This is a genomic window from Flavobacterium sp. GSP27, assembly GCF_003970395.1.
GTDB lineage: Bacteria > Bacteroidota > Bacteroidia > Flavobacteriales > Flavobacteriaceae > Flavobacterium.
Map to the genome: position 1 here is coordinate 13,026 of NZ_RYDP01000019.1, position 26,139 is coordinate 39,164.

Annotated in this window: 24 protein-coding genes and 1 pseudogene; 10 read left to right on the plus strand and 15 right to left on the minus strand. The window is 35.8% G+C overall.

The features are described from left to right. Nucleotides 1–184: 184 nt before the first annotated feature. From EKM05_RS13500 to EKM05_RS13530, 7 genes are all read right to left on the minus strand, one after another. Nucleotides 185–2,728, minus strand: coding sequence for a TonB-dependent receptor (locus EKM05_RS13500; RefSeq protein ID WP_126556117.1), 2,544 nt, complete (start codon nt 2,726–2,728; stop codon nt 185–187). 243 nt (nt 2,729–2,971) lie between these two features. Continuing rightward, on the minus strand, nt 2,972–3,385 hold the full coding sequence (locus EKM05_RS13505; RefSeq protein ID WP_126455363.1) for an Rrf2 family transcriptional regulator: 414 nt from the start codon (nt 3,383–3,385) through the stop codon (nt 2,972–2,974). 187 nt (nt 3,386–3,572) lie between these two features. Further along, nucleotides 3,573–4,367 (minus strand): YgcG family protein, encoded by a 795-nt coding sequence (locus EKM05_RS13510; RefSeq protein ID WP_126556120.1) that lies wholly within the window; start codon nt 4,365–4,367, stop codon nt 3,573–3,575. Next, complete coding sequence (locus EKM05_RS13515; RefSeq protein WP_126455359.1) at nt 4,367–4,804, minus strand: TPM domain-containing protein; 438 nt, start codon at nt 4,802–4,804, stop codon at nt 4,367–4,369. Before EKM05_RS13515 ends, EKM05_RS13510 begins: the two co-directional genes overlap by 1 nt. 149 nt (nt 4,805–4,953) lie before the next feature. Continuing rightward, nucleotides 4,954–5,541 carry a LemA family protein gene (locus tag EKM05_RS13520; RefSeq protein ID WP_126461974.1) on the minus strand — a complete coding sequence of 196 codons (588 nt, stop codon included), beginning with the start codon at nt 5,539–5,541 and terminating at the stop codon, nt 4,954–4,956. Nucleotides 5,542–5,610: 69 nt separating this feature from the next. Then, complete coding sequence (locus EKM05_RS13525; protein WP_126461977.1) at nt 5,611–5,943, minus strand: MerR family transcriptional regulator; 333 nt, start codon at nt 5,941–5,943, stop codon at nt 5,611–5,613. Between the two features lie 76 nt (nt 5,944–6,019). After that, a complete protein-coding gene (locus tag EKM05_RS13530; protein ID WP_126461980.1) occupies nt 6,020–6,997 on the minus strand; it encodes a M23 family metallopeptidase in 978 nt (325 codons plus the stop codon). A gap of 338 nt (nt 6,998–7,335) precedes the next feature. Between EKM05_RS13530 and alaS the strand changes: the two genes are divergently transcribed. From alaS to EKM05_RS13550, 4 genes and pseudogenes are all read left to right on the plus strand, one after another. Beyond that, nucleotides 7,336–10,029 carry an alanine--tRNA ligase gene (gene alaS / locus EKM05_RS13535; protein ID WP_126556124.1) on the plus strand — a complete coding sequence of 898 codons (2,694 nt, stop codon included), beginning with the start codon at nt 7,336–7,338 and terminating at the stop codon, nt 10,027–10,029. Between the two features lie 90 nt (nt 10,030–10,119). Further along, nucleotides 10,120–10,449, plus strand: a pseudogene (locus EKM05_RS13540) (GxxExxY protein). Between the two features lie 26 nt (nt 10,450–10,475). Next, on the plus strand, nt 10,476–11,426 hold the full coding sequence (locus EKM05_RS13545) for a GSCFA domain-containing protein (protein WP_126556127.1): 951 nt from the start codon (nt 10,476–10,478) through the stop codon (nt 11,424–11,426). 2 nt (nt 11,427–11,428) lie between these two features. Then, on the plus strand, nt 11,429–12,049 hold the full coding sequence (locus EKM05_RS13550) for a DUF4230 domain-containing protein (protein ID WP_126556130.1): 621 nt from the start codon (nt 11,429–11,431) through the stop codon (nt 12,047–12,049). Nucleotides 12,050–12,153: 104 nt separating this feature from the next. On the opposite strand, the gene EKM05_RS13555 is transcribed toward EKM05_RS13550, so the two are convergent. The 7 genes from EKM05_RS13555 to EKM05_RS13585 form a co-directional block, all read right to left on the minus strand. Continuing rightward, nucleotides 12,154–13,911, minus strand: coding sequence for an aromatic amino acid hydroxylase (locus tag EKM05_RS13555; RefSeq protein ID WP_126461993.1), 1,758 nt, complete (start codon nt 13,909–13,911; stop codon nt 12,154–12,156). Nucleotides 13,912–14,285: 374 nt separating this feature from the next. Beyond that, nucleotides 14,286–14,630: a hypothetical protein gene (locus EKM05_RS13560; protein ID WP_126556133.1), complete on the minus strand. Its 345-nt coding sequence runs from the start codon at nt 14,628–14,630 to the stop codon at nt 14,286–14,288. A 252-nt stretch (nt 14,631–14,882) separates the two neighbouring features. Further along, nucleotides 14,883–16,043, minus strand: coding sequence for an esterase-like activity of phytase family protein (locus EKM05_RS13565; RefSeq protein ID WP_233579295.1), 1,161 nt, complete (start codon nt 16,041–16,043; stop codon nt 14,883–14,885). Nucleotides 16,044–16,079: 36 nt separating this feature from the next. Beyond that, nucleotides 16,080–16,481, minus strand: a complete 402-nt coding sequence (locus EKM05_RS13570) for a group III truncated hemoglobin (protein ID WP_126462002.1) — start codon at nt 16,479–16,481, stop codon at nt 16,080–16,082. A gap of 59 nt (nt 16,482–16,540) precedes the next feature. Further along, complete coding sequence (locus tag EKM05_RS13575; RefSeq protein WP_126462005.1) at nt 16,541–17,077, minus strand: DUF4136 domain-containing protein; 537 nt, start codon at nt 17,075–17,077, stop codon at nt 16,541–16,543. 49 nt (nt 17,078–17,126) lie between these two features. Further along, on the minus strand, nt 17,127–19,163 hold the full coding sequence (locus EKM05_RS13580; RefSeq protein ID WP_126462008.1) for a urocanate hydratase: 2,037 nt from the start codon (nt 19,161–19,163) through the stop codon (nt 17,127–17,129). Between the two features lie 17 nt (nt 19,164–19,180). Next, nucleotides 19,181–19,369 carry a DUF5522 domain-containing protein gene (locus tag EKM05_RS13585; RefSeq protein ID WP_126462011.1) on the minus strand — a complete coding sequence of 63 codons (189 nt, stop codon included), beginning with the start codon at nt 19,367–19,369 and terminating at the stop codon, nt 19,181–19,183. 125 nt (nt 19,370–19,494) lie between these two features. On the opposite strand from EKM05_RS13585, the gene EKM05_RS13590 reads away from it, so the two are divergent. From EKM05_RS13590 to hemL, 4 genes are all read left to right on the plus strand, one after another. Then, nucleotides 19,495–19,752: a hypothetical protein gene (locus EKM05_RS13590; protein ID WP_126556136.1), complete on the plus strand. Its 258-nt coding sequence runs from the start codon at nt 19,495–19,497 to the stop codon at nt 19,750–19,752. Nucleotides 19,753–19,973: 221 nt separating this feature from the next. Further along, on the plus strand, nt 19,974–20,888 hold the full coding sequence (locus EKM05_RS13595; protein ID WP_370274312.1) for a 1-aminocyclopropane-1-carboxylate deaminase/D-cysteine desulfhydrase: 915 nt from the start codon (nt 19,974–19,976) through the stop codon (nt 20,886–20,888). Beyond that, entirely contained in the window at nt 20,881–21,786 is a 906-nt protein-coding gene (locus EKM05_RS13600; protein WP_126462017.1) for a glucosaminidase domain-containing protein, read from the plus strand. The genes EKM05_RS13595 and EKM05_RS13600 overlap by 8 nt, the downstream gene beginning before the upstream one ends. 32 nt (nt 21,787–21,818) lie before the next feature. After that, on the plus strand, nt 21,819–23,105 hold the full coding sequence (hemL, locus tag EKM05_RS13605; RefSeq protein WP_126556139.1) for a glutamate-1-semialdehyde 2,1-aminomutase: 1,287 nt from the start codon (nt 21,819–21,821) through the stop codon (nt 23,103–23,105). 192 nt (nt 23,106–23,297) lie between these two features. On the opposite strand, the gene EKM05_RS13610 is transcribed toward hemL, so the two are convergent. Beyond that, a complete protein-coding gene (locus EKM05_RS13610; RefSeq protein WP_126556142.1) occupies nt 23,298–23,762 on the minus strand; it encodes a hypothetical protein in 465 nt (154 codons plus the stop codon). Nucleotides 23,763–24,273: 511 nt separating this feature from the next. Here EKM05_RS13610 and EKM05_RS13615 point away from each other — a divergent pair. Together EKM05_RS13615 and EKM05_RS13620 are read left to right on the plus strand one after the other, a co-directional pair. Further along, on the plus strand, nt 24,274–25,128 hold the full coding sequence (locus tag EKM05_RS13615) for a helix-turn-helix transcriptional regulator (protein WP_126556145.1): 855 nt from the start codon (nt 24,274–24,276) through the stop codon (nt 25,126–25,128). An 88-nt stretch (nt 25,129–25,216) separates the two neighbouring features. Continuing rightward, nucleotides 25,217–25,768 (plus strand): carboxymuconolactone decarboxylase family protein, encoded by a 552-nt coding sequence (locus EKM05_RS13620; RefSeq protein WP_126556148.1) that lies wholly within the window; start codon nt 25,217–25,219, stop codon nt 25,766–25,768. Nucleotides 25,769–26,139: the final 371 nt, after the last annotated feature.

Consider the following 26,139-nt stretch of genomic DNA (forward strand, 5'->3'; position numbering starts at 1 on the left):
GTTTTTTTGTATAACAAATGCCGCACAAAAAAAACAGAGTATATGCTGCTTTAGAGGACAAAATAGTTCAACATTAAAGGTTTAAAAATGTAAAATAATTAATACGGTTAGTTTTATTTGCATATCTAGCACAATCAAAACTCAGTTTTACTGGTGCTGTTGTGCTTGTTTATATTTAGTGCTACTATAACGAATAACGAAGTGTAATACCATACGTTCTTTGATCGCCTAATACCCCTGCATATTGTCCTGAATTTCCACCCGCCGGTAATAGTTGTTCGTAGTACTCTTTGTCTAAAAGGTTACGTCCCCAGAATTGTACCGACAAACCATCTGTTGCCCGGAAACCTACACGAGCATTAAATAAGGCATAACCCTGAACGACTAAATATTTTGAAGCTGATGGACTAGAAGAGAATTCAGAACGGGCATAAGAATCGATTCCAAAGAATATTTTTCCTGTATTTCCAAAAAATTTGGCATTATCTGAAAGTTCACCTCCTAAAGATCCTGCCCATTTTGAAGCACCAGGTAAAGCAGTTCCGGAAACATCTTTAAAGGATACTGCTGCTCCTGTTTGTTCTAACGGAAGGGGTGCATTTATAAATTTGACATATTTACCGTCTGTATAGGTCGCTGCTCCATTGATGGTTAAATGTTTGTTGATTACAAAACTGGCGTCTAATTCTACCCCTTTTACCTCTACTTTATCTGCATTGGCAAGATAGCCACGGTTTATACCTAATTCAGCGGCCTGTACATTGGTTTGAAAATCTTTGATATCGGTATTAAAGAAGGTAAAATTGAATATTGAGTTTTTAAACGGTGCTGTTTTTACTCCAATTTCATAATGATTTACTTCTTCCGGTTTAATTACTGCAAGTTCAAGAATTGGTTGCCCGGCAAGAGTAGGTAATCCAGCTACGTTTACTCCAACGGGTTTGTAGCTTTTTGCAAAAGTCGCATACACATTAATCTTGTCAGTTGCTTTAAAAGAAACGGTTATATTTCCAGAAAAATTAATATTATTAGTATTAGATAAAAAAGACTGATCCGTATAAACTAATTTTTTCAAGGCAATTAAGGCTGGATCATTCGTTTGAAGTCCTCCATATGTGATACGGTTGTAAGTAGCGTCTTTTTTGTCAAAATTATAACGTAAACCTGGTAATACATGTAAACGTTCTGTTATTACCCAGTCTAACTGACTAAATACTGCCGCACTGGAAGCTCTAATGCGGGCATCGGTTTTGATCCCATATCCTTCAAATAGGCCAGGTGTCTTCCATAAATTACTGGTAGTACTTTGCGCAAATCGCCATTGTGCATTACCGGATTCTTCTGTACCATCTGTTTGTGATGTTTGGTCAATAAAAAATAAACCTACTACACCGCTTAATTTTGAGGTAAGCTGACCTGCATAGCGTACTTCTTGTGTTATTTGTGTCTGTCTGGTTGGGTTTTGCGATTTGGCTAATACTTGTAATCCTGTAAAATCCCTATCGTTTGATGGATCCCAAATCCAAAAACGCCAAGCTGTTGTTGCCGTTAGTGTACCGTTGCCAATTTTTGTATCTACATTAAGAGATATTCCTCCCATATCTTGTCCTGAACGCCATGCCGTATCGTGATCAATTTTACGGTCAAACGCGTTTAAACTTGGCAATTGATAATTCAAATCAGCAATAATAGCATCAAATTGACGGTAAGCCGCTCTTTCTGTTGGTGCGACACCCGCAACTACCTGAGCATATCCATCTGGACGTTGTATTGTGATATCTGCAGCTAATATGATATTTGTTCTTTCAAAAGGAGTATAAAGTAATTGTCCTCTAATTCCTTGATTGTTTAATGTGTTTGTAGGTTTTTCAGTAACAACATTATGGATTAAACCGTCACGTTGCGTACCGGAAAATGAGATTCGACCGGCGATTTTTGAACTCAAAGCTCCAGTAACCGAAGCTTTAGCTTGCAAAAAGTTGTAATTTCCGTAGGTTACTTCAAAGGTAGCATCTGATATAAAACTTGGTTTACGTGTAGTAATGTTAAAGGCACCCGAAGTGGTGTTTTTACCAAACAATGATCCTTGTGGACCACGCAATACCTCAATTTGTTCGACATCGATAAAATCTAAAGTGGTTGCAGCTGGACGTGCATAATAAACGCCATCAACGTAGAAACCAACACCCGGATCGATTCCGTCATTTGTAAGTCCAAAAGGAGAACCTAGGCTTCGAATATTAATTCCCGTATTCCTGGGGTTTGATGAATACAATTGAACGGATGGGACAAGTTCTTTTATGCGATTAACGTTAAAAGCTCCAGATTGTTCTGCCTGTTTTCCCGTTATTACGGAGATTGCAATTGGCACATCTTGTACTTTCTCTATCCGGCGTCTTGAAGAAACGACCACCTCGACCAATACATTTTCTTCAGTAAGATTTATTTGTAATGTAGATATCGGTAAGGAAGTAATTTCTATTTCTGCGGTTTTATATCCCACATATTGAACTAAAAGAGTTAAAGGGAATTTTCCTTTCGAGTCAATCGTAAATTTTCCGCTAGAATCTGTAATTGTGTTAGAATCTGTTTCTTTTAGTACAATATTTGCGGCTTCTAATGGTATGTTTAGGTTTGTTGTAATTACACCTTCAATGTTTTGCGCAAATGATATTGTGAACATTAAAACGGATAGTATTACAAGGGTATTATTTATATAATTTTTCATTTAAAGTAAGTATATGTAATTAGTAGAATTTAATTTAAATTTTTTTTACTAACACATACACATCATTTGAGAGCTCTTTTTTGTAATTATAATTAGTTGATTTTTGCGGGATTTTCTATTCAAAAAAGCAAACTTACTTCGGTACGTTTTCATACTTTTAAATTTGTATTGTTAATGATATATTAAATTCGAGGCAAATATATAATTAATTCTATAAAATTAGTAGAGTTTAAATAATATTTTTTATTTTTTTACCAATGAAGCAATAGTGATGCCTTCCATAGCCTTTAAAGTTTCTTCTCTAATACTAATCAATCCGTGTCTTAGTAGGCATTCCGATTCATTAACGCAATCAGAACAACGTTCGTAAAAATTCAATGAGGCACAAGGTAGCAGGGCAATTGCACCATCAAAAAGCCTGTGAATATCGGCTAAAGTAATGTCATTTTTAGATTTTAAAAGATAATAACCGCCAAATTTCCCTTGTTTGCTCCCTACGAAATGGCCACGCTTTAAATCCAATAGAATCTGTTCCAAAAACTTTTTTGGAATAGAGGCTGCCTCGGCAATTTCGATAGTTCGAGAAATATGGGTTTCTTCTTGTTGCGCTAAAAACAGCAGTGCTTTTAGCGCATATTTGGCTTTATGTGAAAGCATGTAATGTCATTGATTGATTAATTTGGCTACTAATTTGGATTATTGCTATTCTGTAAATAGGTTTCAAAAAAATGAGCTAAATTATTAGTATTTAAAAAGAAATCTACTTTTTTGGGTTGGGTATCAATCACGGTTGTATTTGTTTAATAAACAAGGTTTTAATGCGGAAACACATCCCAGCCCTAAGTTACCAACTACCACTTGATCCGCCACCAGAGAATCCCCCGCCACCAAAACCGCCACCAAAACCACCTCCAGAAGAGCCTCCACCGCCAAAACCGCCGCCACCTCTGCCACCGGCAAGACTGCTTAAAATAATGACATCGAGTAGACTTGGACCTCCGCCACCGGAATTTCCTGAATTTCCACCCCCTTTATTTCGGGATATTAATACCAGTATCACGATCACAATAACTATAATAGGAAGGATCGGGAATTCTTTTTCTTTTGGTGTTTGTTTGCGAACACCTTTGTATTTGCCTTTAAAAACATCAATTAAGGCATCTGTTCCTTTGTCTAATCCACTGTAATAGGTTCCTTTTTTAAATTCTGGAATGATTATATTCCGGATTATTTCTCCACCAGTTCCTGCGGTAAGCCTGTCTTCTAGACCATAACCAGGGTTTATTGCAATTTTTCTTTCGGTTTTAGAGAGTAAAATAATGACACCATTGTCTTCTTTTGCAGTTCCTCCAATTCCCCAAGTTTGTGCCCACCGGGTAGCTAATTGACTTACATCTTCCCCTTTTAGGCTTTCTATAGTGATCACTACAATTTGAGTTGTGGTAGAATCAGAGTATTTAATCAGTTTTTCTTCTAATTGTGCTTTTTCTGTGGCACTTAAAACCTTGGCATAATCGTAAACAGAGGTTTGTAACGTTGGTTTTTCAGGTATGGTAAATTGCGCAAAACTAACTTGTGTAAATAACAGATAAACAAACAACTTTAGGCAAATTAGGGTATTCTTTTTTTGTAATAGCATTATCCTTTAGATATTTCGTTTGATAATTCATTCGTGTCTCCCTCTTGCCAAGGAAAATAACTTTGTAATTGTTCACCGGCTCTGGTGATTCCGTCAATAAGTCCTTGCTTGAAATTCCCGGTTTTAAACTGAACGACCATTAGATCCCGTGTACAATTCCAAAAGTCATCTTGAACAACATCATTGATGCCTTGGTCTCCACAAATTACAAATTGGTGATCATCAACAGCTAAATATATTAAAACACCATTTTTAAGTTCGGTTTCATCCATTTTAAGTTCATGAAAAACGTCTCTGGCTCGTTCATACGCATCCATGGAAGTTGTTTTTTCTATGTGAACTCTAATCTCACCAGAAGTGTTTTTTTCAGCCATGCGAATAGCTTCAACAATCTCCTGTTCGTTTTCCGGGGTTAATAATTCTGCTACTTTTGACATTGAAATATTTTTGAGTTAAGATTAACGATTTTTGATTTCAGAATTGTTGAACCTGAAATCAAAAATTGTTAATTTTTAAAGGTTTTTTCTTTAATTTAAATTTATTTTATTTTGACTTCTAAAAAGATAAAAAGTCTAATAATCTAACTTTAGAATTTTACTTCAACAGGTGCATCCGCTCCCTCAACAGCAGTAAAATATGCTTTGTCTTTGAATCCAAACATTCCTGCAAATAAGCTGTTTGGAAACGTTTTAATGTGTGAATTATAAGGTTTAACTGCTTCGTTAAAACGCGTTCTTGACGTTAAAATTTGATTTTCTGTGCTAGCTAATTCATCTTGTAATTTCAAGAAATTCTGGTTGGCTTTCAGCTCAGGATAGCGCTCTACTGATACTAACAATCGAGACAAAGAACTACTTACACCACTTTGTGCTTTGTTGAATTCAGCTAATTTTTCCGGTGTAATGTTCGTTGGGTCAATAGTAGTTGAGGTAGCTTTGGCACGTGCCTCAATAACAGCAGTCAAGGTACTTTTTTCAAAATCAGCAGCACCTTTTACAGTATTTACTAGATTTCCAATCAGGTCATTTCTTCTTTGGTACGCCGTTTGTACATCTCCCCACGATTGTTCTACTGTTTGGTTCATTGTTACCGCAGTATTATTAATCCCTTTGATCCAGCTGTACATACCAATAATAATAACTCCTACGATAATCCAAGGCAAAAATCTTTTCATCTTTGTTTAATTTAATGTTTGTTGTTTAATTTTAATTGTAAATAGTAGGATCCCTGTTTTGTTTTGGGATTACAATTCGTTTTTAATATTTGTTAATTGTGTGCGTATCGTTTCTAATTTCCTGATTATTTCAAACTTGTCCAAAGCCTTCTTTTGTCCTTCCTTCAAATGGGTTTTAGCCCCTTCCAGCGTAAAACCTCTTTCCTTGACTAAATGATAAATCAATTGCAAATTAGTGATATCCTCGGGTGTAAACATGCGATTGCCCTTGGCATTTTTTTTTGGTTTCAAAATATCAAATTCATTGTCCCAAAAACGTATCAGCGAGGCGTTCACGTCAAATGCTTTGGCTACTTCGCCAATGCTGTAATATCTTTTATCTTTAGAAAGTTCAATGTGCATATTTTTTATTTTAATCTTTTCTGAACACTTCTTTTATAAACTGTTACGACTGAATACTGAACACTTTGTTAAAGGATTAATCTAGCGATTGATTCTCTTGATTCGCTAATTGTGCTATAGCAACATACTCTACTGCCGAAATGTTTCCATAATAAAAATTAAGCGGATTTACCACTTTGTTATCTTTATGAACTTCATAATGCAAGTGCGGTGCTTCAGATCTTCCGGTACTTCCCACATATCCTATTACATCTCCGCGTTTTACACGCTGTCCAGCTCGTATTTTATATTTACTCAAATGCGCGTATAATGTTACGTATCCAAATCCATGCCGAATTACAATATGATTTCCATATCCAGAGGCCCTATTGTCGGCGGTTATTACAATTCCGTCTCCAGTGGCATAAATTGGAGTTCCTGTTTTGGCGGTAAAGTCCATTCCCTCATGCATTTTTCTTACTTTTGTAAACGGATCTGTTCGATAACCAAAACCAGATGCCAGTCGTTTTAAATTTTCATTTCGCACTGGCTGAATGGCAGGAATGGCAGACAAAAAATCACTTTTAGCATCTGCCATTTTCAAAATAACATCCAGTGATTTGGATTGAATGGCGAGTTCCTTACTTAATACATCAATTCTTTTGGTGGTATTCAGTACCAACTGGGAATTGTCATATCCCTCTAGTACTTTATACCTGTTTATTCCCGGTAATCCCGCTTTCCGGACAGAGTCAGGAATTGCTGTTTTATTGAAATATACCCGATACAAATTATTATCTCTGTCTTCAAGAGCCTCAACTACGCTATTTACCTGATCCATTTTTTTATTTAAAATCGCATAATTCAATCTTAAATTTTCAATTTCACGAGCCTGCAACCGATCTTTAGGCGTTTCAAAATAAGGGGTGTTCAATAATACAATAAAACTCAAAAAACCAAATAATATCGAGGCCAGCAAAAACAGAATGATAACACCAAATTTTCTTCTTTTTCGAGTTTTTATTTTCCTATACGCTAAATTTTCAGAATCGTAATAATATTTTACTTTCGACATATTTTAAAATACCCTATTTTTGCACACTGTAAAAGGTTAGACGAACAAATTTAAGAAATGTTTCATTTGTTACACCCTTTTTTCAATAATAAATAAAATAATGTGCCTATTCCAGCTATTTGTTGCAAGTTCTCGTTTATAAATTTTTTTTCTAATGAGCTAGCAGGAGCTTCCTTCGGTCGCTCTGCCACCTCAAGAAAAAATAAATGTATAAATCTCGAAGCTTTTCACTACTATCTGGGGCAAAAGAAATTAAAAGATTTAATGATTAAAAGATTGAAAAATTCAATTCTAACTAATCTTTAAATTTTTGAATCTTTAAATATTTAAATAAAAAAATGAAATCACAAGACGTACGCAAACAATTTCTAGATTTTTTCGCATCAAAGGGACACTTAATCGTTCCATCGGCACCCATAGTTCTCAAGGATGATCCAACACTAATGTTCAACAATTCAGGGATGGCCCAGTTCAAAGAATATTTTCTAGGTAACGGAACTCCAAAAAGCAACAGAATTGCTGATACGCAAAAATGCCTTCGTGTTTCAGGAAAACATAATGATCTGGAAGATGTAGGTTTTGACACCTACCATCACACCATGTTTGAAATGCTGGGAAACTGGTCTTTTGGAGATTATTTCAAGAAAGAAGCTATCAACTGGGCATGGGAACTTTTGACAGAAGTCTATAAAATTCCAAAAGAAAACTTATACGTATCCGTTTTTGAAGGTAATCCAAGTGAAAACGTACCATTCGATCAGGAAGCTTGGGATATTTGGGCGGCATTAATTGACGAAGACCGTATCATTCTTGGAAACAAGAAAGACAATTTCTGGGAAATGGGAGACCAAGGACCTTGCGGGCCGTGTTCAGAAATTCACGTTGACATTCGTTCTGCAGCAGAAAAAGCCTTAGTTTCAGGAAAAAGTTTGGTTAACAATGATCATCCCCAAGTAGTGGAAATCTGGAACAATGTATTCATGGAGTTCAACCGTAAAGCCGATGGTTCTCTGGAAAAATTACCAGCAAAACACGTTGATACCGGAATGGGATTTGAGCGTTTGTGTATGGCATTACAAGGAAAAACATCCAATTATGATACGGATGTGTTTATGCCACTTATCGAAAAAGTAGAGCAAATTACAGGATTAAAATACACATCAAATTCCGTAGGTACAAGTCGAGACTTGTCCGTACCGAATGCAGATGAGGAAAAAATAAATATCGCTATTCGGGTAGTAGTCGATCACGTTCGTGCGGTTGCTTTTGCTATTGCCGATGGACAATTGCCATCAAACACAGGTGCTGGTTACGTAATTCGTAGAATTTTGCGTCGTGCCATTCGGTACGGATTTACGTTTCTTAATATAAAAGAACCGTTCATCAATCAATTAGTTACTGTTTTAGCGAATCAAATGGGAGAGTTTTTCCCGGAAATCAAATCGCAACAACAATTGGTTACGAACGTAATTCGTGAAGAAGAATCTTCTTTCTTGAGAACATTAGACCAAGGATTGCAATTATTAGAAAATGTGGTTGCCGAAACTAAAGGTTCAACAGTTTCTGGAACAAAAGCGTTTGAATTGTATGATACGTTTGGATTTCCAATTGACTTGACCGCATTAATTCTTAGAGAAAAAGGATTCGAACTGGACGAAGCTGGTTTTAACGCCGCCATGCAAGAACAAAAAAAACGTTCCCGTGCCGCATCAGAAGTTTCTACCGAAGACTGGTTGCTATTAGTTCCAGGAAATGTAGAAACATTCGTAGGCTACGACCAATCAGAAAGTGACGTAAAAATCACTCGCATTCGTAAAGTAGACAGTAAAAAAGATGGTGTTTTATACCAAATCGTTTTAGATAAGACCCCTTTCTATCCAGAGGGTGGAGGACAGGTGGGTGATAAAGGAACGTTAGTTTGCTCCGCCAGTTCGCTAACGCTCGGGTCTGCAAATGAAACTATCGAAATCATCGATACGAAAAAAGAAAACAACCTGATTTTACATCTTGCAAAAAAATTACCGGAAAATATAAATGCTGGTTTTGTAGCCAAAGTAAATCAAGATTTGAGAAGTTTGTCTTCCAGAAATCACTCGGCGACACATCTAATGCACCAAGCCTTGAGAAGTATTCTTGGAACACACGTAGAACAAAAAGGTTCGCTAGTAAATCCAAACTACTTGCGTTTTGACTTTTCTCATTTTGCTAAAATGACGGAAACCGAATTGCAGCAAGTGGAAGATTTTGTAAATGCAAGAATTCAAGAGCAATTACCACTAATTGAAAGAAGAAATATTCCTTTTGCGCAAGCAGTTCAAGAAGGAGCGATAGCACTTTTTGGAGAGAAATATGGAGATGAGGTTCGTGCGATTAAATTTGGCGAAAGCATGGAATTATGCGGTGGAATCCACGTGAAAAATACAGCTGAAATCTGGCATTTCAAAATCGTTTCAGAAGGAGCGGTTGCTGCAGGAATTCGTCGTGTAGAAGCGATTACAAGTGATGCGGTAAAAGCACATTTTGCTTCGCATGAAAGCACATTGAATGAAATAAAAATAGCCTTAAAAAATCCTCAGGATATTCTGAAAGCCGTTCATTCTATGCAAGAAGAAAATGTCAAATTGACTAAGCAAATTGAGTTTTTGGTAAAAGATAAAGTCAAAAATCTTAAAGCGAGTTTAATCGCTGAGATACAGGAAATTAATGGCGTTCAATTCTTGGCAAAACAAGTCGATTTGAATCCGGAGGGAGCAAAAGATTTGGCGTACGAATTAGGAAATTTAGGAAATAACTTATTTCTAGTTTTGGCTACAGTGAATCCCGAAGCTTCGGGAGAAAAACCAATGTTGACCTGTTATATTTCTAAAGAATTAGTTGCGGAGAAAAACCTAAATGCAGGACAAGTGGTTCGTGAATTGGGTAAATTTATCCAAGGTGGAGGCGGAGGACAACCATTTTTTGCAACAGCAGGAGGGAAGAATGTCGCAGGAATTCAGCAAGCTTTAGAAAAAGCAATTGAGTTTGTAAAGTAATTATATCGTAATTTTTTTAATATATTGGCGAGAAATAAAAAAATGACTGAAAACGAGATTTCAAAAATTGTTGTTGATGTTTGTTAAAAGATGCACACTAAGTTTGGTCCAGGGTTATTAGAATCAGTTTATGAAGTTGTTTTGTTTTATGAGTTAACGAAAAGAGGACTACTAGTTGAAAGTCAAAAACCACTTTCCGTTGTCTGGGATTAAGTAAAATTAGATATTGGATTCAGAACTGGCTTAATCATAGAAAATAAAGTTATTTTAGAAATAAAATCAGTTGAACAAATTGCTAATGTTCATCCAATACAACTTTAAACGTATCTGAAAATTACAGGAATGAAATTTGGCTTGTTAATTAATTTCAACGAACCACTAATTAAAACAGGAATTACAAGAATTGTAAATAACCTTTAACCTATGCGGCTTTGCGAGAAATAGATATGAATTTCAGAACCCAAGTTCCCATTCCTAAAAGTAAGTTTCCTATTGATTATACTTCTAAAATCATGTCTTTGGGTTCTTGTTTTGCGGTAAATATGGCGCAGAAACTGGACTATTTTAAATTTCAAAATAGTTGTAATCCATTTGGCATTTTGTTTCATCCTATAGCGATTGAAAAACTAGTTGATTTTGCTGTTTCCGGAAAGCAACTTACAGAAAGCGACATTTTTTTTTACAATGAACGCTGGCATTGTTTTGATGTGCATTCGGATTTGAGCAGTTCTAGTAAAGAGGAATTGTTAGCTTCTTTAAATGCAATACTGATAGCTACAAAACTGCAATTGCAGCATGTTTCCCATATTATTATTACTTACGGAACTTCGTGGGTATATCGAAATATAGAAAGCAATTGTGTTGTGGCTAATTGTCATAAAGTGCCGCAAAAGCTGTTTCAGAAAGAATTGCTTTCTGTTGAAGAAATAGAAGAAAGTATAGTAAAGACACTGAAATTAATTCATGTTGTAAATCCTAGTTGCACCATTATTTTCACTGTTTCGCCAGTACGCCATATCAAAGATGGTTTTGTCGAAAATCAATGGAGCAAAGCCAATATAATTAGTGCGCTTCATGGGACTTTTGACTTTCGACTTTCGACTATAAATTACTTTCCCAGCTACGAAATCATGATGGATGAACTTCGGGACTACCGTTTTTATACTGAAGATATGTTGCATCCCAATCCAGTAGCAATCGATTATATTTGGAAACGTTTCAAGGAAACTACAATTTCTGAAACTGCTTTTGCTACAATGGATGAAGTTTCAACTATTCAAAAAAGTCTTTCGCACAAGCCTTTTAATCCGAAATCTGAAAGTCATTTAAAATTTGAGTCTAAAGTCAGAGAAAAAATCACTAAATTGGAATCAGAATATTCATTTATGAAATTTTAATTATGTTAAGAAGAATAGGTATTGCAATAGCAGTTATCGGGGGAATATTTTTATTATTCAAATACTGCGATTTTAAGAAAAACGACGATGAAGATATCCAGTACAACACAAATCTCATTCAGCAACAAATTCTAAATGTTGGAAAATTAGTAGTTACTGAAGGTCATTTCTCCGAAGTGATTACCTATAAAAATCAACAAAAATATTTGTTGGATATGCTTTCTTTTGAGAAAAAAGCATTGGTAATAGTCAATGCTGATGTTACAGTTGCTTATGATTTGCGCCAAATGAAATATGAAATAGATGAAAAAAATAAAACCATCACTATTGTTAGTATTCCAAAAGAAGAAATAAAAATAAGTCCGGATATTCAGTTTTATAACGTAGAACAAAGCAAGCTGAATCCGTTTACGGGAGATGATTATAATAAGATCAATAAATCGGTCAAAGCAAATCTCGCCAAGAAAATAGAAAAGTCTTCACTGAAAACCAATGCTCAAAACCGATTAATCAGCGAATTGTCCAAAATATTAATTTTGAGTAATTCAATGGGCTGGAAATTACAATACGAAGGAAAAGTAATCGAAAGCGAAAAAGATTTTGGACAAAAAATAAAATTATAATAGTTTTTTTGTCAGGTTGAGCGCAGTCGAAACCATTTTTATAGCTGTTTAAGCCTATTGAAAAATCTCGACTGCGCTCGATTTGATAAACCTAAATTGGAAAACTAAGCTTTCTCTTTGTCAAAGATTAAATCCAAACCACCAGTAATCAAATGTGCTACTTCAGGTCTTTTTTGTTTTAATTGATCGAGATAAACCAATATTTCCTGTAATAATTTCATTTCATTTCTTTCTTTTAGCAGCTCGGTGATTTCAACAGCTAATAACCAATCCTTTGGGTGATTGGTTTGTAAATTTTCGAATATAGGCTTCAAGGGTGTTTCTGTCTCCTTGGTTTCTCTACTATTTCTAACAGTTTGGTACAAAACCTCTAAGTCATCACGTTCTGCGGTATGTTTCGCTTTAATGGTTTTGCTCGAGGGAAGGTGCGAAATCAAATCAAAACTATTCACATCAGCAGGGCCTGAAAAAGCCGAAATCACTTTTTTGCCCACAGCCATATCATAAATTCCCCATTCTGGTTGAAACAAAATCGTTTCTCCGTGTGACACAGTACAGTTTTTAAAGCGAATCAAAATAATTTCGCCTTGTAAGTTTCTGGAGCCGGTTATGATTTCACCTTCAACAGTGATGCCACCTTCAAACTCCAGTTTGACCGTTTTAGATTCCAGTATATCGTAGGCATTCAAATCTTTTGGACTCATGTCTTCAATTGCCAGATTGATTCCTTCCAGCTTCCCAATAGGACTCCCAAAACCCTCAGGATGTGTCAAAGTTCCATGACCAACCAGTTCTTTTTGGCGAGAAGCTAAAGCCGTTTTTCCGATGGTTTGTATATAAATAGGCTTGCCTTCGTGTGCAATTACGGTACTAAAAACGCCCGAAATTTGCAAGCCCGTACTCAGTTCGATTGTTCCCAGAGCATTTGAGTCTATCAGTTTTTCTATTCCGGATAAACCGCCTGTTCGGAGTGCCATTTTATTCGCAAATTCCTCTAAAACTAGGTTTAAATAAGCAAATGTTGGTGTGACATAAAGTTGCGGTTGCAATTTTGTGATGTCAAAACTCTGGTTTGCTGCTGATAGGTCATACGGAATTTTCTTGACCTCGTTTGTCATGCAGTGCGCACTTTCGCCTATTGAAGATAACAAACCGGCACCATAAATTTTAGGATTTTCTACGGTTCCAATGAGTCCGTATTCGACAGTCCACCAATGCAGGTTTCTAATTTGCGCCATTTCTGATAATTCACCCATATTGTTTTGCAAATCTTCTACCGCTTTTTCGGCAGCATCAATAACAGCTTGGGGAGTTCCCTCAGCTTCTTTTACGATCGAAAGCAGTCGGATGGCTTCATACATTTCATAATCCTTATGTGAAGAGAGCGCTTTACAGCCTATTTCGCCAAAACGGCGTAAATATTCCGCATATTCCGGATTAGCAATAATGGGAGCATGACCTGCACCTTCGTGAATAATATCCGGAGCAGGAGTGTATTCTATATGTTCAAGTTGGCGAATGTCAGAAGCAATTACAAGCACATTATAGGCCTGAAATTCCATGAAAGCATTGGGCGGAATAAATCCATCCACCGCAACCGCTGCCCAACCTATTTCAGTCAGAATGCGGTTCATTCCATACATGCTCGGAATGTTGTCAATCTCGATTCCTGTTTTTTTCAATCCTTCTAAGTAGGAACTATGCGCTACTTTTGATAAATAAGCTACATTTTTGCGCATCACATAACGCCAAACCGCTTGATTTATGGGCGTATAATCGCTGTAATCCTGAGGTTTAATGAATTGTTTTAAGTGCTTTGGCAATCGGTCTAATAACGGATTGCTTTCTATAGTTGAGTTCATATCGAAAACCTTGTAGTTCAACTGCAAAAGTACAAATTTCAGGAGCTATTTCCCGCTTTTCATTGCAAGTTTTTGCAAACCCGTTTGTTTTTCTAATGTTCCGGCAGGAGAAATAAAAAGGGGGGTATTCCTCTTTTCTCCCTTTCCTTTGTAGAGGGTTGGGGAGAGGAGTCGCTTTTTATAAACAAGAAAAATCAAAACGGCTTTCACAAAAAGCTTTTCATTGCAATCGGGGCTAGGGGAGTTGAGGTTTAATTTGAGATTAGATAATTCAACATAATTTAGTTGCGTTCAGTCATTGCGAGGAACGAAGCAATCTCATCAATACATTACACGTACAAAGTCTGCTCAGTTCGTCACACTCTCGCTTAAGCTTATAAAAATTTTAAAGCTGTCAGTACAACAATAGAAATTGCTATGAAAATCCAGTTTTTTATGGTTGGGCTGTATTTCCGTTTGAATTCTATATTATTTAATGCGAATACAATAGCTATAAAAACAAATGTAATTATTCCTATAATAAATATAGAAATTAAATCTAACTCATTAGGATTGCTTTGGTTTAATCGATAGGAGTTGATTATCAATGTTATTGTAAGCATAATCCAAGTTATAACACTCATCACCCAGCCTTTAGATAGGTTTTTGATTAAAAGTATTGCTGATGAAATAGCAATAAGTGATAGAATTACTAAAGTTATATTTTTTCTGACAGCCATTTGAACAATGCTATGATGGTCTATTAATGGATTTTTCTACAAAAAAGTATAATATTGATTGCAAGTTAAATAGACAAAAAACCATATTAAAATACCGAGGCAAATCTGAATTCCAGATAGTATAATTTCAAACATTCTCCAATTATGTTTCATTGACTTCCGCTAAATTAAACATTGTGCATTCTCATTTTTGTTGGTACTGAATATGTTTTTTGGCGAACTGGATAGAGGATTGATAGCTATTTTTTGGATTTACTTCTTCACCAACTCAAACACCAAAACCTGCGTTTTTTGTTTATCTGAAAAATTATTATCTGAAATGAAAATAATAGATTGATTACCATTTGCCAATTTTGGACCAAAAGTAAGTCCTTCGATATTATCAATAAAAATTCCCAAATCATCCATGTTAAGGACCAGTTTTTTAGAAGCCAATTCGAATTTTTGATTTTGCAAAGAGCTGTAGTTTTTTATATTAGTTGCTTTTTTTAAATCACACATAAATACTTTAACCGTACAGGCTTGTGTCCCGGTAGAATAGGAGCGTTCCACAACCAGCAATTGGTTTTTACCATAATACTGAATTGCCGAAACGCCATTTACACCAAAAGCACCTTTCGGAACAGGTTCATGAGCAATAGGTTCCAGTTTATAGCCGTATTGAGCGGTGTTCTTTTTTGTTTTGGCATCAAATTGATACAGCCGAATCAAACCGCCTTTGCTAGTATTGGCTTGGTCGCCATCTTCAAATAATGGTTCTTCAATATTGGTATAGACATTTTTATAGTTTTTGTCAAAAGTAATTCCTTCTAAAGTGCCGTTGTTTCGCGGACCTTTTTCCAGTTTCTGCATTTTTAAATTTTCCGGTAAGGTGACATTGCCTAGAAAATCACCTTTTAAATCCATGAAATTTAGAGAAGGATCTTGTAAAACTTCCTTATCTGCTGTTAGCACTCGAGCGCCTTCGCTACTCCAAACCAAAGTGTTCGTTTTTGGATTGAATCGGATGTCTTCCGGGTCTGCTGAAGTAGTTGGCATGGTGTTCCAATTGCCAAACGCTTTCCCAGTTGCATTTTTTAAAGTGGTGACACTTTGGAAATCAATACGTTCAACTTTATTTTCGAGCAAATGAATTTTTGCCGTATAAAATCTTGAATTGTTAAACATGGATCTATCGTCACTGATCAAATAATACAAATCATTCTTGGCATCATAATCGATTCCGGACAATCCGCCCACTTTTGTGTTTTGAAACGTTTCCTCAAAAGGAATTTCAATGGAACTGATTAGTTTTAAACTTGGGGTTGACTTGTTGTCAGCTGTTTGCTTTAAATTGGAACAAGAAATGAGGAAAGCTTGTAAAACGACAAGTAATAATAAATTGCGCATATAATAATTTGTTGCTGTTTGCAAAAAGGAACATATTTTGGATTAAACCCACTTTAAAAACTATGAATTGTCCGTTTGACTTTTCTCAAGATTGCGGAAGTAGTCAATTTTGTAATTAAACATTTCAGCCATATTTTTTGCCCGAAGTTTAGCTTCGTCGGCTAATGGACCAGAAAATAAGTTGTCAGTTGTTTCAGTGAAAATTTGCATCCAGCGGTCAAAATGTTCTTTGGCGACCGGTAATTGTTTGTGTGGTGGAAATGGACTTCCGGAATAGGAATGCACTTCAAGTAAAATAGTTTGCCAAAAGCGATACATTTTTTCTAAATGTTCCGGCCAGCGATTGCCTATTTTTTCGTTGAATATGGGTCCGATAAATTCGTCTTTTTGAACTTTAGAATAAAAAGTATTCACTAGTAATTTGATATCTTCGAGCGTAGTAATGTCAGTTTGTAGTGTCATGATTGGGTATAAAAAAGCCTACGCAAAGGTAGGCTTTTATGTTGAAATGTGATGGTAAACTATTTTACTTTGGGCGGAAATTGTTCAAGAATTTTTGCCACAAATTCATTAATTTGTTTTTCTTTTTCACTTCGGGTTTCGGTCAAATAACCAACTCCTTCGCCTTGCCAAACCAATTCTTTTTTCTTGGCATCAATTAAATCAATATACAATGTCCCTTCCGTTGATGAGGAAACAAAACTGCTGCGGCCTCCCCAAAAGTAAGGATTCCATCCCCAACCCCATCCGTAACCCCATCCTGCGTTGAACTGATTTACGTCAATGCGTTCTCTTTCTTTAGTTAATATATTAATCAGCAAATCTGGATTTTCACTTTTGGTCATTCCTTTTTTACTTAATTCTCGATCTATGGCATTGAGTATTCTTTTTTTGTCCAATTCTGATATTTCAACTCGATCGATGCCTTTTTTATGAAAAGCGTACGTTTTGTATTGAATAAAGTCCACATTATTATCATAATCAGAATATACTTTTACGGAAGCGCAAGAGGCAAATACTAAAAGTAGAAATGCGAGAAGGAGTTTAATAGCTTTCATGACCTGTTTTTTTGATTACTAAATGTTTATTAAAGATACGTTCAAATTTTTAAAAATCCAACAAATTGTCAGCGACTATATTAGGGATGGTTACTTTCAATAAAGGTTCCGTTTGCATCGCTCTTTTTATTGCAAATACTGCTCCTTCATTTCTAGCCCAGCTTCTTCTGGAAATTCCGTTGTTGACATCCCAGAAAAGCATTGATGCTAAACGTCTTGACGCTTCCTTTGAACCATCAAGAACCATACCAAATCCACCGTTTATTACCTCTCCCCAGCCCACGCCACCGCCATTGTGAATGGATACCCAAGTGGCGCCACGAAAGCTGTCTCCAATGACGTTTTGTATCGCCATATCGGCGGTAAATCTTGAGCCATCATAAACGTTAGAAGTCTCTCTGTATGGAGAATCGGTGCCGGAAACATCATGGTGATCGCGACCTAAAATTACGGTTTCTATTTCGCCATTGGCAATAGCCTGATTGAAAGCTTCGGCAATATTTACGCGTCCTTCAGCATCTGCATAAAGGATTCGTGCTTGTGAGCCTACAACCAATTTGTTTTCTTGTGCGCCTTTTATCCAATGAATATTGTCTTGTATTTGTTGCTGAATTTCTTCGGGAGCTGTTTTGGACATTTCTTCCAAAACCTGGCAAGCAATTACATCTGTTTTGGCTAAATCTTCTGGTTTTCCCGAAGCACAAACCCATCGGAAAGGGCCAAAACCGTAATCAAAACACATGGGTCCCATGATATCCTGTACATAACTCGGATATCTGAAATCGATGTGATTCTCTGCCATGACATCTGCACCGGCACGGGAAGCTTCCAGTAAGAAAGCATTTCCATAATCAAAGAAATACGTTCCTTTGGCAGTGTGTTTATTGATTGCTGTCGTATGACGTCGTAATGTTTCTTGTACTTTTGTTTTAAATAAATCAGGAGTTGATGCCATCATTTCATTGGCTTCTTCAAAGGAAATGTCAGCAGGATAATAGCCACCTGCCCAAGGATTGTGTAGCGAAGTTTGATCAGATCCTAAATCAATATGGATGTTTTCCTGGTCAAATTTTTCCCAAACCTCAACCACATTTCCAAGATATCCGATGGACACAATTTCATTATTGGCTTGCGCCAAAGCGACTCTTTTTACCAGCGCATCAATATTTTCAATCACTTCATTAATCCATCCTTGACTGTGGCGAATATGTGTAATTTTAGGGTTTACTTCGGCACAAACGGTGATACAACCGGCAATATTTCCGGCTTTAGGTTGTGCGCCAGACATTCCGCCCAAACCAGAAGTAACAAATAATCCGCCCTTTGGACTGCGTTTTATTTTACGAAAACCATTCAAAACCGTGATAGTTGTTCCGTGTACAATTCCTTGCGGGCCAATATACATGTAACTTCCGGCGGTCATTTGGCCGTATTGAGAAACGCCTAAAGCATTCATTTTTTCCCAATCATCCGGTTTAGAATAATTAGGGATTACCATGCCGTTTGTTACTACAACTCGTGGCGCTTCTTTATGCGAGGGAAATAATCCCATTGGATGCCCGGAATACATCGTCAATGTTTGCTCATCGGTCATTTCTGATAAGTATTGCATCGTCAATAAATACTGTGCCCAGTTTTGGAATACAGCTCCATTGCCACCATAGGTTATCAATTCGTGCGGATGTTGTGCCACGGCGTAATCCAGATTGTTTTGAATCATCAGCATAATTGCTTTGGCCTGTTGGCTTTTTCCAGGATATTCATTTATTGGACGCGCACGCATTTCATAATCGGGACGAAAGCGATACATATAAATACGGCCGTATATTTCTAATTCTTGTCGAAATTCTTTTATTAGCTCATTATGATGTTTTGGTTCAAAATAACGCAAAGCATTACGAAGGGCTAATTTTTTTTCTTCATTCGAAAGGATTTCTTTACGCTTTGGTGCGTGATTGATGTCTATATCGTATGGTTTTGGTTTTGGTAAAACCGATGGGATTCCTTGTTGTATTTGTTCTTGAAAAAGGGTCCTGGTTTCTGAAATCGGAATTGTGGTAGGAGTTATGTGAGGTGAATTAGTCATAGTAATGTAAGCTTTTATTATTCATAATCTCTTCTTTTTCCCCCTTTGGGGGTTAGCGGGCTTTTATACGGACAATGGCGACAGCCACTTTTACAGCAATAACCCCGTTTTAAATGGTGTTTTTCAGTAAAACATTTATAGCCTTCGGGTGTGTAATAGAAATCTTCCCCTTCTATTAATTTATTTTCAGTACTTTGGTCCATCATATTTGGTATTGTGCGATTGCAGGCGTCATTCGATTTCGTTCAATTGCTAAATTGGGATTCAAATGATTGCGCTTTTTCATTAAAAAGCACCATTTTAGTAGTACAAATTTATAATTTTATAGCGAATGTTTCTGATTGTTTCTAAATATTTAATTCCAAAAGGATATCATGGATTAGAGATGAAAAACGATTTCCATGAGTTGTCACTTCCAGCTGGTGTCAATAATACCCAGTTTGAAATTACCTTTAAAAACAATTCCCGTTTAGGAGTTGAAGAGGCAGTGCGTAAAAATTTTGTAATTTATCAAAATAATTCTGCAAAAGATCTAAAATCAGTAATCTCTTGTTATTGGATCTTGTTGCTTGTGGTTTATATGATGTAGCCGGAAAATTGATTTTTTAAGAAAGAAAATTCGGGAGTTAATACCTGCTATGCGTTTTCTACTGCGGGTCTTCGCGATGGTATTTACATTGTAAAATTAGCTACAAAAGACAAAATAGAGGTGGTCAGAAAATTATAATTGAAAATTAAATCCACTTGAAAAGAATTAATACAAAATGCAATCTATAAAGGTTGTATTTTTTTATATATAAATTTACCTTTGTGTCAAAAGATATTCGTTTGAATCAAAAGGTAATTACAGCATTTCCGAACTCTATTTCAGTAACCATCAAACGAGAAGATTTGATTCATCCTTTTGTTTCCGGAAATAAGTTTAGAAAACTGAAATACAATTTGCTTGAAGCCAAAAAAAACGAGCAGACCACATTGCTTACTTTTGGAGGTGCTTTTTCCAATCATATAGCAGCTGTGGCTTATGCGGGAAAAGAAAAAGGATTTAAAACCATCGGGATTATCCGTGGTGAGGAATTAGAAAGTAAAATCTCAGAGAATCCAACATTAATTTTCGCTCAAAATTGTGGAATGCAACTGGAATTTATTTCAAGAGACGCGTATCGGTTAAAAAGTGATGACTCATTTTTGGAGAAATTAAAACAACAATTCGGTCGTTTTTATCTCCTGCCGGAAGGCGGGACTAATGATCTTGCTATCAAGGGATGTGAGGAAATTCTAACTCAGGAAGATGCTCAATTTGATTATATTTGTTGTGCGATAGGAACTGGCGGTACCATTTCCGGTATCATAAACAGTGCTTTGCCGCATCAAAAAGTTTTAGGGTTTCCGGCCTTAAAAGGCGACTTTTTGAAAGAAGAAATTCGTAGTTTTGTACAAAATGAAAACTGGGAGTTCATTACAGACTATCATTTTGGGGGCTACGGAAAAGTTAATGAAGCATTAATCGGGTTTATCAATTCATTTTATAAGCAAAATAAGATTCCTTTAGATCCAATTTACACGGGAAAGATGGTTTTTGGTGTTATAGATCTAATTCAAAAAAACTATTTTCCTGCCCAATCAAAAATTTTACTAATTCATACGGGCGGAATTCAGGGAATTCAGGGAATGAATATGAAACTTCGGAATAAACAATTACCAATAATTGAGATCAATGATTAAGAAAATCCTACTGCTATTTATACTAATAACTTTGGTGAGTTGTAATGCCACTAAACCAATTATTGTTACTACCAAAAAAGCGCCTTCAAAATCAAAAATTGCTACGACGGCTAAAAAGGGATATGAAAAGAAAACCAAAACAGTACGTGCCACCGCAGGAAAATCATCAAGTAAAGAGCTGAATAATAGTGAAACGGAAGAGATTGTTTCAACTTCAAAAACAATAGTTACAAATGATGTGATTGTAACCTACGTTTCCATATTCAAAGATATTGCAATGGGCAATATGAGGAATTATGGTATTCCTGCAAGTATTATTTTAGCGCAGGCCATTTTAGAGTCTGGTGCCGGGAAGGGTAATTTGGCTTTAAATGCGAACAATCATTTTGGAATAAAATGCCATGTAGGCTGGACAGGTGAAAGTATCAGGCATGATGACGATGCTGCACAGGAATGTTTTAGAAAATATGACAATCCATCAGAATCATTTAAAGATCACGCTTTATTTTTAACAGGAAGAAGCCGCTATGCTGGATTATTTGAATTCTCAAAAGGCGATTATAAAGCTTGGGCCAAAGGCTTAAAAGCCGCCGGATATGCCACAGATCCTAAATATCCGGATAAATTGATTTCGTATATTGAACGCTACAATTTGCATGAATATGACAATCAGGTTCTGGATATTAATTATGTGTCCAATGAAAAACAAATGATAACAGAATTAACGGTTGAATCCAGAAATACAATCCCTAAGGGGCTGGATTCCTATGTGGTTCAAAAAGGCGATACGCTATATTCTATTTCGAAAAAATTCGAATTAAAGATTGAGGATTTAAAACAAAAAAACAACCTCTCGGACAATGCCCTTTCTATTGGACAAAAACTGGTAGTAAAATAATTTTAAAATAACGATAATTCATAATTTCATACATGTTATATAAAAGAAGTAGTCAGCTTTTTGCTGAAGCAGAAAAAGTAATTCCTGGTGGCGTAAATTCACCCGTAAGAGCGTTTAAGGCAGTGGGCGGAACTCCTATTTTTGTCAAAAGTGCCAAAGGTGCTTATTTGTACGATGAAGATGGCAACCGTTTGATTGATTATATCAATTCATGGGGACCAATGATTTTAGGACACGCTTACGAACCGGTTGTGAACGCCGTGATAGAGAAAGCGAAGTTGGGAACCTCGTTTGGGATGCCCACAGAATTAGAAACACAAATTGCTGCTTTAGCCGTTGCTATGGTTCCAAATATCGATAAAATTAGATTTGTAAACTCTGGTACCGAAGCCTGTATGAGCGCTGTACGGCTGGCTCGTGGTTTTACAAAAAAAGATAAAATAATCAAATTTGCAGGTTGTTACCACGGACATTCGGATTCGTTTTTGATACAAGCCGGAAGCGGAGCCATTACTTTTGGTTCGCCAAACAGTCCTGGAGTTACAGCAGGGACGGCCAAAGATACTTTGCTGGCACGATACAATGATTTAGAAAACGTAGCCACTTTAATAGAAGCGAATAAAAATGAAATTGCTGCTATAATCGTGGAACCTGTTGCGGGGAATATGGGTTGTATTCCGCCTAATAAAGGCTTTCTGGAAGGCTTACGCCAATTGTGTACCGACAACGGAATTCTCTTGATTTTTGATGAGGTAATGACCGGTTTCAGACTCGCCGCTGGTGGTGTTCAGGAATTATTGCATGTAACGGCTGATATCGTTTGTTTTGGGAAAGTAATCGGTGGAGGATTGCCTGTTGGTGCATTTGCCGCCCGAGAAGAAATCATGAATTATCTTGCTCCGTTAGGCCCTGTGTATCAGGCAGGAACATTGTCTGGAAATCCATTGGCAATGGCCGCAGGATTAGCCATGTTACAAGCTTTAGACAGTGATCGTACTATTTTTAAAAGACTAGAAGAGAAAACAGCGTATTTGGCGGCAGGAATTGATAAAGTGCTGAAAGCAAATGATGTTACATTTACAATCAACACTATTGGCTCAATGATTTCGGTTCACTTTGATGCGGCTCCGGTTGTAGACTTTCAAACGGCTGCAAACGGCGACAACGAAACGTTCAAGAAATTCTTTCACGGATTATTGCAGGAAGGAATTTATATTGCGCCATCCGCTTATGAAACGTGGTTTATTACGGATGCATTAACGTATGCAGATTTAGATTTCACCATTCAAGCGATAGCTAAAGTTTCGAAAACATTTTAAATCAAAAAAGCCCCAAATTTTGGGGCTTTTTTATGAAGTAAGATGAAACAAGTAAGTCGAAAGTTTAAAAGGCGTAAAGTCAAAAGAATTAACTTTAAGTAAAATAGCTTTAAATCAGATTGTTATATAATTTTATCCTGATTTTAAAATACGACATTATACCATGGTTATTACTTAGTTTAAGTGAAAGGATTATTTTTTATTACCCGTTTCTACTGGTTTTTTGTTTTTATGATGCATCATTCTTTTTTTCATTCCGTGATGTTTGTTCCCTTTCATTTCATCCCATTTTTTATATTGGTCTGCTGAAAGAATTTTTTTTATTCGTTTTTTCATCACAATTTGCTCATCTAACATTTGGCTTTTCTTAGCAAAAAGTTCGTCAGAAGTCGGTTGTTTTTTAGCTGAATCTTTAGTTGCTTTTCGTTCGGCCATTTTAGCTTCTCTTTTAGTACTTTGTTCCGCGATGATTGTACTCATTTCTTTTTGTTGTGAAGCATTCAAATCTAATTCCAGAGTCATCTTTTTTAACTGCAGTTGATTTCTTTGATCAGGAGTTAATTGCTCCATTTGAGCTCTTTCCGGTCTTGCTTCTTTTTCTTGTGCAAAGCTTGTCATTCCGACAACTAATAATGCAACGATAAATAATTTTTTCATTTGTTTTGTTTTAAGTTTTATGTATATAAGATAACAATAGACCTAAAAAGTTTAATCCTTAACAAAAAATTATCGTTTGATTTTAGGGTAGTAAAGGTTTAAATCATATTTAAAATCCTGATTTGGGATAGCTTTACTTATAATTAATGCGATAACTCAATCGTTAATTTGTTGTGAAATTCTAAAAAACTATCACTATGGTTTATTATTTGTTTTTTTGCACCCCTAAAATAGTAGTAATTTAACTCTAGACTCGATGGTAAAGACTATCAAAAAAAAGCTAAATATCGTAGTAAAAGAGTTAGATATGGTTTTGAAATCTAAATTTTATAGTACTTTAGCTAATTATAAAGCGACAAACAAAAACGAATAGCCATTGACGGAAATCGCTAAAAAAAGTGGAAGCTGGAATTTATAAAGGGATTAATTCCATTTGACTCTAAAACTAGGTTTTTGTTTTTCGTCTCGGAAAAAATAAACGAGATGTTGGTTTGCTCTTAACACTATTCAAATGATTACAGAAAGAAAACAATACCAATTATTCGGAAATATAATTTTTGAAAAAGTGACAATAGAAGCACCATTCAAAATCCCAAATCCAGTGCCTAATGAAGCTTGTTTTCTATACATGCTCGAAGGGCAAGTAGACTACAAAATGCAGCATCAAAGTATATCAGTACCCGTAAACGAAGCGGTTTTGCTCAAATGTGGTACTTACTTCAGTCAAATGAAAGGCAATACTCTTTCTAAAAAAAGTCAGATCGTATTTGTCCATTTTCATCCTGAAATACTCAAGAAAATTTATGAGACCGATCTCCCTAAGATTTTTCAGCAACCAAAATTAGTCGATCAAACTATTGATATAACCCAAATCAATAACGATTTTCTAATCCAAAAATACATAGAAGGCTTGCTTTTTTATTTTGACAATCCCACACTTATTAACGAAGATTTGTTAGTCATTAAATTAAAAGAAATAATTCTGCTTTTATGTCAAACCAAAAATGCGCCTGTTATTCAACAAATTTTATCTCAACTTTTTTCTCCTACTAGTTATACTTTTAAGCAAATTATAGAAAATAGTTTATACAATCCTATAAGTTCGGAAGAGTTGGCTCAAATGACCAACCTAAGTCTTTCATCATTCAAGAGAGAATTCAAAAAAAATTATGACGATAGTCCAGCCAATTATATTAGAAATAAAAAATTAGAAAAAGCAGCTGAACTTTTATTAATATCTGATGAACGCATTACAAACATTGCTTTCGATTGTGGTTTCAATGATTTAGCCAATTTTTCGACACTTTTTCACGAAAAATACAGTCAAACGCCATCGAATTTCCGTTTGAACCAATTATCCAAATAGTTGAACGAATTACAAAAGTCTAAGCTTCTTATTTGTTGCACCTTTGTAATGTTGAATAACAAATACTAATTAATATAAAACAAAAATTATGGCACATTTAAAATTAGAAAATAATCCAGTTTCTCCAATATCTCAAGCAATTTTTGACAACACTCAAAAAACATTAGGATTTGTACCTAATATGTACAAAGGCATGGGGCAAAATCCAGCGTTGTTAGATATCTATATTTATGGATACAACAGCTTTAGAGCCAATTCAGGTTTTAATTCTGTAGAACAAGAAGTTGTTTTTCTTTCGGTAGCTTATGAAAATAATTGTGAATATTGTACGGCTGCTCACAGTTTTATTGCCGATAAAATGTCAAAAGTACCCACTGAAGTAACCAATGCCATTCGCGATGGAAAAGAAGTGCCAGATCTAAAACTAGCCGCTTTATCAAAACTAACGCGTTCGCTTACTGCAAACCGCGGGAATGTCGCACAAGAAGAAGTTGATGCCTTTTTAGCCGCAGGATATACAGAAACGCATGTTTTAGGTATTATTGCCGGAATTGCGGTAAAAACAATTAGTAACTATTCTAATCACAACACAAATCCTGAATTAGATGATGCTTTTGCCGGAAGAGCTTGGAAAAAATAATCAGACATCTTTTTTAATTGCTAATGCAGTTACTCACTGTGTTGGCTTTTACCACAAGTCGTAAATGGATGAATTCCTTGGATAGTAACCATTAGTCCTATTTAAACTATATGACTATCCGTTACTTGTATCAATGGCAAAAAAGTATATATTTGGGTCTGAATCAAAAAAGTAACTGCTATCAAATTCGCGATATCGGGTTAGATTGATGATTACTGCTTTAGAAACAACTTGGTATCAGTTACGGAAAGTCATAAAAAATAATATTCTTTATAAAAAAGGAGCTTCAATTTGAGAGGGCACTGAAAAAGTCTTTTTAAAAATTAATTGTTAATAAAAAGGAGTAGAAAACTATAGTTTTTTGCTCCTTT